The sequence below is a fragment of the Dyadobacter sp. genome (genome assembly GCF_039919315.1).
GTDB lineage: Bacteria > Bacteroidota > Bacteroidia > Cytophagales > Spirosomataceae > Dyadobacter.
The window spans coordinates 148,643-161,177 of record NZ_JBDSFX010000047.1 but is presented as its reverse complement, the minus strand read 5'-3'; the positions used below and the strand labels follow the sequence as shown (position 1 = coordinate 161,177).

Annotated in this window: 6 protein-coding genes; all 6 read right to left on the bottom strand. The window is 45.8% G+C overall.

What is annotated here, in order from left to right; translation table 11 throughout:
• Positions 1-163 precede the first annotated feature (163 nt).
• Positions 164-2,029: a RagB/SusD family nutrient uptake outer membrane protein gene (locus ABIO93_RS13145; protein WP_348068297.1), complete on the bottom strand. Its 1,866-nt coding sequence runs from the start codon at positions 2,027-2,029 to the stop codon at positions 164-166.
• A 13-nt stretch (positions 2,030-2,042) separates the two neighbouring features.
• Complete coding sequence (locus ABIO93_RS13140) at positions 2,043-5,201, bottom strand: TonB-dependent receptor (protein WP_348068295.1); 3,159 nt, start codon at positions 5,199-5,201, stop codon at positions 2,043-2,045.
• Between the two features lie 821 nt (positions 5,202-6,022).
• Positions 6,023-6,754 carry a GntR family transcriptional regulator gene (locus ABIO93_RS13135; protein ID WP_348068293.1) on the bottom strand — a complete coding sequence of 244 codons (732 nt, stop codon included), beginning with the start codon at positions 6,752-6,754 and terminating at the stop codon, positions 6,023-6,025.
• Between the two features lie 91 nt (positions 6,755-6,845).
• On the bottom strand, positions 6,846-9,509 hold the full coding sequence (locus tag ABIO93_RS13130; RefSeq protein WP_348068291.1) for a hypothetical protein: 2,664 nt from the start codon (positions 9,507-9,509) through the stop codon (positions 6,846-6,848).
• A 29-nt stretch (positions 9,510-9,538) separates the two neighbouring features.
• Entirely contained in the window at positions 9,539-11,290 is a 1,752-nt protein-coding gene (locus ABIO93_RS13125; protein WP_348068289.1) for a class I mannose-6-phosphate isomerase, read from the bottom strand.
• A 6-nt stretch (positions 11,291-11,296) separates the two neighbouring features.
• Positions 11,297-12,496, bottom strand: a complete 1,200-nt coding sequence (locus tag ABIO93_RS13120; protein WP_348068287.1) for a DUF4185 domain-containing protein — start codon at positions 12,494-12,496, stop codon at positions 11,297-11,299.
• Positions 12,497-12,535 lie beyond the last annotated feature (39 nt).

Sequence of the window (12,535 nt, the reverse complement as noted above, 5' to 3'; positions counted from 1 at the left end):
AACTTTATCCTTTGAAAACACGGGAATTTATTGGTTAAATATTTGAATGTCAGATACTTAAATATACCAATATTTTCCCTGTTTTTATAAAAAATGATTAAATTTCTTATCCCGAACTCACGTTAATTTACCTAACCTAACTTAATCTTTAAACAATGGGTTGTCAGTAACCCGGGTTCTGTTTCAGGGCACCGTTACTTTTTCTGATCTCCGTATTTGGTATCGGGAACAGATAGTAATGATCGCCTTTCCACGGTTTTCTCACCTCAGCCTCAGGGATCACGCCGTACGTATACGTCAGCTTGCCCAGGGCATCTCCCGGCTTGGCGACTGACCAATCCATAGTAACTTTGGTAAGCCCCCTGACAGCTATATCTACATTGCCCGGTGCAGCTTTCCAGCGCATCAGGTCGAAGAATCGTGAATCTTCCAAATGCAGTTCGATTGCTCTTTCGTTTCTGTAATCCCTCACCAGCGCTGCACCGGTACTTTTGATATCAGGCATATTCACTGACGACCGCTTTCTCACCTTGTTGATGTATTCCCTGGCCACTACCTCGTTGCCGAGTGCCATCTGGATCTCAGCATAATTCAGGTAAAACTCTGTCAATCTCATGAATACAACTACCTGGTTATAGTCATTATCAAAACTAGCACGAGGTCCGGCGAAGTCATCGCCTTTTTTAAATGTGTAGCCAGTTTGCACTCTCCAGTGGAATGGGGTCAATCCTTTAACCCAGTAGGTTTTGGAATCACGGCCGAAATCAAAAAGGTTCTGGCCATTTTTTGGGTCAACCTTATTAGGATTGATATAAGGCGCCGCATTGTCCGGATTCGGGTTGGCATCCTCCCAATACTCGTAAAGTCGCTGGGTACTTTTCGAACCGTCGATGATGTTCAACGGGCCTGCACCCGGATAAATCACCGAATCATAAAACCTTGGATCTCTGTTTTTCTCCGGTTTCTGAGGATCATAACCCGACGCGGCATTGACAGTAACGCCATCCGCGGCATACGGATACTCGCCATTTGTCAATTGGAACATGTTCACAAAAGTTTGTGTAGGAACAAGTCGCTGCTGGGCATCGAACCCACTTGGCCAGAAGTCGTAGTTATAACCCCAGCCTGGTATCCTTGTTGCAGGCGTGAACGATTTACCAAAGATCGTTTCGTTTGTCTTCAAAGGCTTTTTGAAAAGTTCAGCATACTCCGGGTGCAAAGTAAATCCTAAGTCAAATACTGCTTTGGTCGCCGTTTCAGCAGCTTTCCATTTCGCCATATCGTTGCTCGGATTATTCAGCGGGCTGGCCAGGTACAACAGCACCCGCGCTTTGAATGCTAATGCCGCCGCTTTGCTGATTTTACCCGTGTTGACTGGTACACCAGTTAAAAAACCGGCGGCCAGATCTGCTTCGCTCAATACAAACTGCGCGCATTCATCAAATGTATTCCGGGGAACATCAAAGCTTTCGGAATTTAACTGGAAGCTATTTTTGATGATAGGCACTCCTCCATATGAACGCATCAGCTCAAAATACATCCACGCCCGAAGGAAATGCACTTCGCCCTTCATCGGATCAAGCTTGTCGGTAGCTATGGTTGAGCTTTCGATGTTTTCGAAGAATACATTGGCTTTCCTGATAAAGCCATATTCGTAATCCCAAAGCGGTGTAGCCGCAGGCAGTCCGTTCACAATAGCCACCAGATCCGACACGTTGTCGGCCGTGAGGTTGCCTTCGAGGTAATTGCGGATCCCAGCTGACCGCTCATGGGTCTCAGGCTGGTTCACCGCAATGTCGGTCAGCGCATCGTACCCACCGGTTCCTGGTGCCCAAGGTGGTTTGATACCATTATAAACATTATAAACGTAGTTCTGTAAAAAAACCGGATCATTAAATACCGCCTCATCGGATATGGCATCCAGTGGCTTTTTATCCAAAACATTACACGAGGTCGCAGTAACCATAATACCAAAAAATGATATCGTCAGCGCCCGTTTTACTAATCTATTTTTGATTAAATATTTCATAGGTTGTCTCTGATTAGAAAGTAAGATTGACACCGAAGCTCAGCGTTTTCATGTTAGGATAAGCCCCGCCGTTTCCGCTCAGGAATTCCGGGTCACCGTTGCCATACTTTTTAAGTGAATTGAATAGCATAAATGTATTGTCGCCGGAAACATAAACTCGCAATGCAGCAATCTTTGCTTTTGAAAGCAGGGCTTTGGGAAGCGTATAACCCAACTGGACGTTTTTCATACGCATCCAGGTGGCTGTATGGAAATAGAAATCACTTTCCGAATTCGCTACGCCGGTTGGGGCGATCATTGGAAGTTCCGAGTTCACATTCTCTTTTGAATAGCTATTGAGGGCTACATATTCCAATCCATTACCACCAGCACCAGAATTGAATCCAGTGCTCAGACGCATCTTCGCACCACTCTGTCCTTGCAGCAACATGGCCAGGTCAAAATTCTTGTAGTTCATCCCGATACTCAATCCGTACTGCGTACTTGGGAAAATAGTAGTGATACCTGCATCATCGGTATTATTGGTGGTATTGAACATGTAACGATCGTTACTATCGATAATCTTGTCTCCGTTCAAATCGGCGAAAATCAAGCCTCCCAGTGATGCTCCCGGATATTTAACACTATTGTCGAGATCGGCCTGAGTTCGGTAAATGCCGATGGATTTGTATACCAGTCTGGATCCGAATGGCTGGCCCTCCAGTTTCTGATACTCTTCTGCCTGTGGTGTTTCGTCGAAATAAATGATCTTGTTTTTGTTATAAGAAACATTTCCGTTGATCCGCAGGGTCAGGTCTGAAAAATTATGTCTGTATCCTGCCTGAAGCTCAATGCCTTGGCTGTTCATTTTACCTATGTTTTCATCCGGTAGCAGCAACCCGGTATAGCTAGGGATCGATGCCTGTCTTCTGCCCAGGATGTTCGAGGTTTTGTTCTGGAAAAGATCTAATTCGAAGGTTAAGCGGTTATTTAAAAACGCCGCTTCCAAACCAAGATCGGTCTTTTCGCTCACTTCCCATGTAATATTAGGGTTAGGGGTCGATTTCACCGCGATACCACGCGCATCCACTCCATTCACTACCCAGCCCGCATCATATCCGTAGGCGGCAATGTATTGGAAAGGGTTAACACGATCATTCCCCAAACGTCCCCAGGAAGCCCTCAGTTTCAAATTACTGACTACATTTTTCGGAATAAACGCCTCGTTACTGATTACCCATCCCGCAGAAACCTGTGGGAAAAATCCAAAACGCTTGTCTTTCGGAAAGATCGGCGAACCGTCATACCGGGCACTGAAACCAAAAAGGTATTTTTGTTTGAAATCATAGCTCAAACGTCCGAAGAAATTCTGACGGGCCGATTCCGTAGCGGTACCACTGTTGTTCCAGTTCAAGCGGTTTGTATTTCCGGCAAAAAGCTGATCGATCAATGGAGAGTCGTAACCAAGACGCTGAGCCCAGAAAGTGTTGTCGTCATAGCTCATCTGCTCGTAAGCTACGAATGCAGAAACTTTATGATCCCGAGCAATCGTCCTGTTATACGAGAGTTTCACGTTTCCTGTGTTGCGCAAACTTTGTCTGAAGTCTTCCCGCAAACCAATATCTTCTACAGACCTGGATTGTTTCTTTACGATCGAGCCATCCGGAGCTTTCTCATAGTATGGCCATACATAGTTAAATTGTTTGTCATATCCGATGGTTTTGACCAGAGACAAATAGCCATCCAACGCTAACCCCGGTACAAAAGACATGTTGTACTTGAACCGGAGCGTTCCACTGGCAACATCTGCTTTATACTTGCGGTAACCAGGACTAAGAACGCGCGCCGCAGGATTTAAATGTGACCATCCCTCACCCGGATAACGGTAGTCGCCACCGATATATGCTTCCTGCAAAGGGCTCGTACTCGCCAGCGAGCCTACTTCCCCGCCAGGTCCGCCCTGAGGAGTCTGTGTCGCTTTCTCCCGGATCGATAAGTCGAGGCCTACTTCCAGGTCTTTCGTTACCGTCACGTCAATATTACTTCTTACATTATACTGCCTCAGCTTCGATTTGTTGTCGCCACGAAGAATACCCCCTTGTGTAGCAGTCCCCAGAGAGACAAAATATCTTACCCGGTCAGTACCGCCGCGCATTGTCAAAGAGTATCTCGTCTGCTTCACCGGTGGCCCAATCAATGCATTCCACCAGTTTTCAGGCCTTCTTGTTCCGTTTTTAAATGACTCTACCAATGCATCAGGAAAGTCGGGAGGTGTTCCCTCGAGTGCTCTCCGGTCATTCAATACCTTCATATATTGAAATGCGTCGGCTGACTTCACTTTCATAGTTGGAGACTGCCACGATTGCGTCGTAGAAAAATCAAACGCAGGTTTGCCAGTTACACCTCTCTTGGTGGTAACCAGGATTACCCCTCCTGCCGACTGCGCGCCATAAATGGCTGCGGAAGCATCTTTCAAAACTGAAATAGATTCAATGTCGTTAGGATCCAAACGGTTCAACCCATCCGGGTCTGCGTTGGCAACCCCGTCAATTACAATCAGGGCTGAGGTATTACGATAAGTACTTGCACCCCTCACCAGGATCTGCGCATCATCAAAGCCCGGAGCAGCACTCCTTTGTGTGACGTATACCCCCGCCATCCGACCCGCGAGCGAATTGGACAGAGATGCCGCACTGGATTTTTTGATCTCTGCACCCGTCGTCTGCACAACCGCATTGGTCAGTTCTGAACGTTTCTGGGTACCATACCCTACCACGACCACATCGTTCAGTTCCTGGGACGACACTTCCATTTTAACATCAACCGTCGAGCCTGCGCCCACCTTGACTTCTTTCGTTACATAACCAATAAAAGAAAAAACAAGGACACTGTTCTCATCCCTTACATTAATTGAATATTTACCGTCCTTGTCCGAAGCAACACCATTATTAGTCCCTTTCTCTAGCACATTCACACCTGGTATCCCGGAACCGCTTTCATCTCCAACAGTCCCGCTAACGGCCCTATCGGCCAAAGTTACCGTTCTGTGTTCGGCATGGACAATGACTCCCGGTGCTCGGTTCAGCGGATCACCGTTCGCCCACAATGTTGGAGTCAGAAGACCCACCAGCGCAATCCCCAAAAAGGTGGACGACGACCTGCGTCCATTGTCTGTAAGTAGTTTTGGTCTCATAAAAGCAATTATTAGTTTTTAAAATTCATCCCGGGTTTATCCGCGGGTATCACAGGTTATTCACTACAAAGACGCTCGAAACTGCTGATGAAGGGGGCCACATTCATTGAAGATGCATCCCTGCTGTATTATTATGATAAATCAATCACCGTCTGGTGTTTGGCACCAGATCAGCTAATGGATCGCAAAGGCATTCCTCTACCGGGATACATACATACCGGTAAATAATATACGTTAATTTTTTAAAACAGGCTGTCGCATTTTAACTGCCCGCTTGAATGCACCGTGATTATGCTTGTTACATTAAAATTGCATGCTTCTACCAACGACTGATGGGTAAAGCAAGCAAACCGGCGAGCTACGCCAAGGCATAAGCTCTTTTACTCACCAAATGCTTAGATATTAAAATCTTTTATTATGTACAAACATATAAACATATTACCGAAGTAGCAAGTAATATTCAAAATAATAATTCGCGGATATAATATGACTATTGCTAGTAAACCTCAGGTAACACAAAACGCGGTTTTCCAGGTGCAATTTGACTCCAAAATGAAAGCATGAACAAAAAAAGGAATACCAGTATTCCTCATTCAAATTGACCTATCAAAGAAATTATACAAATTTATTAACAATTAGTCCTACAAATCTATGCTATATTGATAATTTATGGTACTATATTGCTTAGCTTGATAAAATGCTCAGTGTAAAAAATATGGATGATATGAGTTAAACTATTTCTAAAATTGACCAAAATAAAACCGCCCATTACAAACGGGCGGCTAGCCAAAATGATGGACGACTGTCAAGAAACGCTGGTACTATTCCCTTACACTTTCAACGGTGTATACAAAGCTGTCGGCCCGGTAATAACCAAGGTTGTACTCGATTGGCCTTTCCCCCTGGTCGAATACAAACCGCTTCCTGAAAAGCAACGGGCTCCCGGGTTCCACTTCCAATTTAGCCGCAGTGAACTTATCGGCAGCGATTGCGCTAACTTCTTCCTTGGAAAGAGTGGCCACTACCATATGGTCCTTTTCAAGAATATCATACAGCGGTCGCTTGAAGTCTTCTTCCCCGGTTAAACCCACCCTCGGATGAAAATAAGAGATAAAATACACAAATGGCCCCTCTCCTTTGCCTCTGAGCCGCTCCAATTTCAAGATCTTTTTGTCGGGGGTGATATCAAAAAAATTAGCAATCTTCTCTTCCGGTGACACCCAGGTTACGTGTAATTCAAAATTTTTGACAATGATCCCTCTCGCATTCATTTCCTGAGTAAAACTTAACCAGTTCTTTGATTTAGAGCTAATTACCGACTCAGCCACTTTTGTACCGATCCCCTTTTTACGGATGAGCAGCCCTTCATAAACCAGCTTATTCAATGCCTGCCGCAGGGTTGATCTGGATATGGCCAACTGCTTTGCTAACTCTACTTCATTGGGTAAAAATTTACCATTCAAATGTTCCGGATCGCTGATCATAGTGCGCAGCAGATTTTCTGCCTGAATGTGCAAGGGAACCGGACTTTTATGATCTATACTAAATTTCATAACTACGAAAACCAGGTGGACAAAAACAAAAATAGCAAATTTGGCTACGTTCCGAAACTTTATACACAAGCCAGGCGAACAAATGCGTCAGTCATTCCAGCACAAAACTTGCTGGCATGTTGGCCCCCAGAAAAAAGCTGAACTTGTCGTTTGAAACTGCGATCACGGTTCCAGTCAATTCTCCCCGAAGATTTACAGGTGTTGCCTTGGTAAATTTTGACTTTTCCGGCAGAGAAACGGTCATGTTCCCTGATACGCCTGCTTGTTCCCATAACCGGAAAATTATTCCTGCACCATCCGGATTTTCACCAAATGCCGTCACCAATGCGCCACCTCTCGAAGTCGACAACCCGGTTTTTCTCCTGGAAAGTTGTCCGGCCGTACCATCAGCAACCCCTGTTAGCAATGGCAAACGCGCCTCCCAGGCATTCCCGACAAGGTTTTTGTTCGTTTCAGCATTTTCCCCAACTCCCCAGATCCTGACTTTTTCACTCCATGAGCCGTCCTGCCACAACGGGAAATTCGTATTCCACATATTGTTATAAATATTGACGAATACGGTTGCTTTTTTAGGGGTGTGCTCCATGTCAAACTTCCACAAACCCGGTTCCCCCAAACTGATCAGCGGAGAGTCCACCGGCGACAATGCCACACCTGATTTATCCGCTGCCGTGACAGAAACGCCTGAATTGACGGCCATTAAATACCGATTAGTCCCTGAAATGATATCTTTTGCGGGATCAATCGCGCCTCCAAGCCTCCCAACTGTGAAAGTCGGGTCTTTTACTGCAAACGGGAAACAGAGCCAGCCGCCTTCCGGGTGTTTGCCAGCTGTTTTCGAGTCTACGAACCATTCGATGTCAACATATGCGGCCTGACGGGGGAATGTATAGACAATGGTATATTGTTTTGCCAGACCATTTGTATTTTTTGAGGTCAATGTGGCAATGTCGGCGGCTTCGGTATGCTCGACATTCATCTGCCAGTCATCCGGTGTAAATGCCTGATAAGGCACCTGCGTGGCAGGAGCCATACCGGGTTTCCCTAGATCATTCAGGCCCCAGCCTTCTTTAATGCGACTGTACTTGTTGAACCAGATATCCACTTCATTGCTACTGAACCGTTCATGCAAAAACTGCCCGGCCACATAACCAGATGCTTTGTCAATCAGCTCTTTACCATTATTTTTTTCAACAAGCGAAGAAATACCTCCTTTTTTCAAGTCAAAAACTACTTTAAAATTAGGCGTGTCAAATGATGGCAGTGAATCCGTGGATGACTTCGGATTGCCAATTTCCTTTTCTGAAAAAGAAGCAAAACCCGAAGCGGGCACGTCCTTCACGTAAAAGTATCTGCCTTTTTCCCAAGGCACTTCAACCATTCCCGAGCGGGCCCATGGCAGCGGGTTATATACGACCACCCTTTTGCCATCGATATTAACCGATTTTGCAAGCAGGTTAAGGTGATTTGTCAGTTCAGGCACGACAATCTTCTCAGTATTAAGAATGTACTGGCGCTTCTCGTCATAAGACTTCAGCCATTTCCGTTTGCTTCCCACCTCCGTATGTTTGGCTGAACTGTTCGGCAGTTTGGTGTAATCGCCATTCGCAGGAAGAGGCTCAGATTCCGCAGAGGCCATCCATTTTTTCCAGTCATCGCCGTAGCTGTAACGAGGGCCGTATTCTGCATTCATTCCCCAGGTATGCTCTGCATACAAAAGACTTTGCTCATAAGCTTTTGCCAATTGTGCCGAAATAGATTTGACCGGTAATTGCCAGATTTTCATCTGCATATTCAATTCTTCCAGGGCGGATTCCAAAGGCCGAACTTGCCTTGCAACCTTAGTTTCCCTTGGATTTGCAAGTATACCCTGAATCCAGGTATCAGGCATATCTCCCTTCACAACAGGCAATTGCGGATTTTCCGCGAGTACTGCTTTTGCAAAATCATCCAATGTTCCTAAATGTACCCTCACTCCGGGTAGGTCTGTGGCCGTCTTTGCCAGCAATTCATTGAGGTGCTTTTGAGTAGGCGGCCCCTCATTATCATTGGTCATGATCATACCCAGATAATTCCGGCTCGGCCAGTTTGCCGGGGGCTTTATTTCAGAACCATATAAGGAAGTATATTGGCAAAGTATCTTCGAACCGTCGGCGCCTTCCCACCAAAACAATGGTGGAACGCGGGGATATTGGCTCGCCGGGTTGCAGCCTAGTTGAAGAAACTTGATACCCGCATGGTTTAGCAAGGTCGGCAACACCCACGAATGACTTGGAACATCGGTCATTTTTGCGCTGATAGGCATCGGTATCCCGTATTTACGGGCAATGCTTGAAGAAAAACCCAATCCACGAACAAGATCCTCATAGTCCAGAGACTCCGTGTGAGTCGTCAATGGAAATGCATGTGGGGCAATCGCTCCTTCCCTGATCGCTTTTTCGATTCTTAATTTTCGCTCGGGCGTTTGTAATGGCCCCAGGATCTGCGCGCTGAGCGGCCAGCCGGGCACAGTCCATGAAAAATGTTTTTCCGCTGGAAGTTTCGCATTCTCGTCGATGATCTTTAATGCATTATCCATCATTTCACCCCGATATCTGGCAAAAACATTTTCAGGCAGGTCGGTAAAACCGAGGTCGAAATGGGTTTTGAAAACCAGCCAAACGTCCGTGACTTTCGGCTGATCGGTCGTCACCTGCTTTTGCGCAGTTGCCGTTAAAGCAAGAAGCATCAAAAAAGATAGCTTTATTATCTTCATAAATATCAATCAGTTTACTTCAAATGGGCCTATATCCGCACGTAGGCTTTCAGGGTTGCGCATTTTTTCCCGACGGACATCCCGAACGGGGTAATCATATAAGAAGGTACATGTGCAGGAACAATAAATGTTTCGGCATAGTGAATCACATAAGGCTCGAAAAGACCATCAGGGCTTTCCACGATTACTTCATCACCTTCCACCAGATTGACTACATGCAGGTTTCCGCCGGTATAATGCGTTACTTTTCCATCAAACCAATGTCTTCTGGTTTCAATAAACTGGGTTGCGTACAGGCCTGTGGATTCTTCCTTCGAATGACCATTGACCGAGATTTCGGTGATATTATTAAAGAGGTTCTTTTTTACCCAATCCTCATCCCGGGTCCAGTCGATCACTTTTTTACCATGTTCAATATTGATTGGCCGGGGCCTGCCATCCAGTCCCAACCTCCCCCAATCCCACAATTTGAAAGTGAAAATGTATGGGGTCGCTGAAATCTCCAGCACAACGGCATTCTTGCCCGAACAATGGATCGTTCCGGCCGGGATCAGGATATGGTCGTGCTTTTTGACGGGCATTTTATTTACATATTTTTCCGCGTCGAAATCAGCCAGGCCACTTTGCGCCCTTTCCAGGTCTGCAATCATATCGCCTGCATTCACATTTTTGTGCGTACCGAGGTATACGCAGGCATCCTCCTCTGCTTCCAGGAAGTAATAGCTTTCGTCCTGGGTGTAATCCATACCGAACTCCTCCCGAATGTAAGCACGTGTGGGGTGCACCTGCAAACTCAGATTGCCACCGTCCATCGTGTCCAGAAAATCAAAACGGATCGGGAATTCCGCTCCGAATTTGCCATAAACCGACTGTCCCAATAATTGCTTTGGTCTGGTCAGTACGAGATTAATAGAAGGCAGCTCAAAAATATTTTCGCCAAACTTGAAAAGCAGGCTGTTTTCCTCAGGAACACAATCGAAACCCCAGGCGTAGTTAACCTGCTCACGGTCGAGATCAACGACTTCTTTCAGCCATTGACCGCCCCATGGTCCCGGATCAAAAAAGGGAACGACTCTGAATGGCCGGCGTACTGCCTCGTCCAGCCCTTTACAGTACATTTCGGCACCAATCATTTTGGGTTCGCCAACGTTATTGGCATCAATAAAATAATCGATCTGGTCAAAAAACCTTAGCTTATGCCGGTCTAACAGGCGCCAGTCGAGAAAATAACCTTGCTTGTATTTCAATGAAAAACTCTCGTCGAGGTTGTCCATCCCAAAGTTGCCTACCTCGTTCCGCTTCATCCTTTTCTGAATTTCCCAACGCGCCAGATCCATGTAAATCAGGACATCAGCATCAGCAAAAAGGGCAGCTCCTTCACCGCAAACAACCACGGTCCCGGATTCAATGCTGCGGATTGCTTCTCGCTCTTTATCAAGTGCTTGTATTTCAAAGAAGTCGGATATTTCCAAACTGTTCATCTTCCCGAACACCTGATCGTCCGTCACGAACGGATATACCATTTCGCTGATCTCACCGGCACTTTTTAGAAAATCGTTCGTCTGGATCACGGCAACGGTTTCCAGATTTTCCTTTATCGCATCAAGTACTTCGCTTGCATGAACGCCATGGTAGAGATCAATGCAGATTACCGTTTTTGTTTGGTTTTTGGTATGGACGAAATGCTTTATTTCCGAGAAAATACTTTCCCAGCCAACAAAGCATACGTCTGAGGATTTGCTTACTTCTATATACGGATACTTATCGTAACTGGAGCGCATTATCAGTTATTTTTTAGGGCTGTGACTAAATTTGATCCGCACAAATCGCGGACGGTACAGATTGGGTTGTTTTTCCAGGACTTCGAAAAACTTAAATGTGTTGACATTATAGGAAATCAGGAGTTCACCCGGCTCCGACAATGCGGGATGGGCTTTTGCATTATATGTAAACAAGTCAGGGTCAGTGATGTCGTTCGATGTTTTGTACAGTACAATCCTCGGACCAAAAGGCCCCACAGGAGTAGGCCCTACCTGCATGCAAATCTCAGGAAAAAGGCTGCCTAGCTGGTAAACCAGCGCATATTTTCCTGGCGACAGCAAGCTCACACTCAGTTCATTGGAAACAGAATCACTTAGGGCAGCCACCGACTTCACGTCTTTTGACCAGCCCTTACCATTCCAGAACTCCCATTGATCAAAAGCTGTGACCTGGGTAGGTTTCACCCGCGCTGAAACAAGTTTTTTGGTAACGCCTTTTGTTCCATACACATACACAAAGCCGTCTGGCTCTGCTTCTCCTGCTGATTTACTATTGTTGAACACGGCTGATCCAAAGGAAATCGTTTCCTCGCCGGTTTTGTAATTATTGAATGGTAATGCTAGTTCCTGTTGGTTAGCGTATGGAAAATGGCTTCCTGCCGGAACACGGATCAGTGAATTGCCCGTCTCTTTGAATGGAAAAGCCGAACCATCGTGGGTATTGGTGATTTTGTACGCAAAAATAAAAAGGTCCTTGTCTGCATCGGGATTGGCAAATCCATCACCGAGCCAAAAATATGTGTCCTTGTCGGGCTTATCTGATTTGGGCGTAAAAATAGCGCGGGGAGTACCATTTTCATCGGCGATCCTGAATGCAATACCCACAGAATCAGGTGCTTTACCTTTCATTAACGCCACCGAATTGTTTACCAGCTTTAAGCCCGGTTTGAGTTTGCCACCTTCAATTTCCCCGACCATTGTATCACTGAACAGAAAAAGTATACTGTCACTTTTTTCAGAATCTTTACCTGAAAACGGAATGGCAAATATGCCGTCACCACCAAGCCAGCCCGACTTTCTCAGAAACAAATTCGACCATTCCGGTGTCGGAGTTGCCGTAAATTCCCTTTCATTGACCTCCGGCATCGCCACAGCCTGCTTATTATCATGCCATTGCGTGTTGCATGAAAAAATGGTGATCCCCAAAAACAGAATGCTATGATTCATCGCAAGGTCTAATTTTTTATAAATATACTTAAATATGTA

Excerpts from the sequence above, each read along its gene's own strand:
- ABIO93_RS13140 (WP_348068295.1), bottom strand. The coding sequence starts at position 5,201 with ATGAGACCAAAACTACTTACAGACAATGGACGCAGGTCGTCGTCCACC.
- ABIO93_RS13120 (WP_348068287.1), bottom strand. The coding sequence starts at position 12,496 with ATGAATCATAGCATTCTGTTTTTGGGGATCACCATTTTTTCATGCAAC.
- ABIO93_RS13145 (WP_348068297.1), bottom strand. The coding sequence starts at position 2,029 with ATGAAATATTTAATCAAAAATAGATTAGTAAAACGGGCGCTGACGATA.
- ABIO93_RS13125 (WP_348068289.1), bottom strand. The coding sequence starts at position 11,290 with ATGCGCTCCAGTTACGATAAGTATCCGTATATAGAAGTAAGCAAATCC.
- ABIO93_RS13135 (WP_348068293.1), bottom strand. The coding sequence starts at position 6,754 with ATGAAATTTAGTATAGATCATAAAAGTCCGGTTCCCTTGCACATTCAG.
- ABIO93_RS13130 (WP_348068291.1), bottom strand. The coding sequence starts at position 9,509 with ATGAAGATAATAAAGCTATCTTTTTTGATGCTTCTTGCTTTAACGGCA.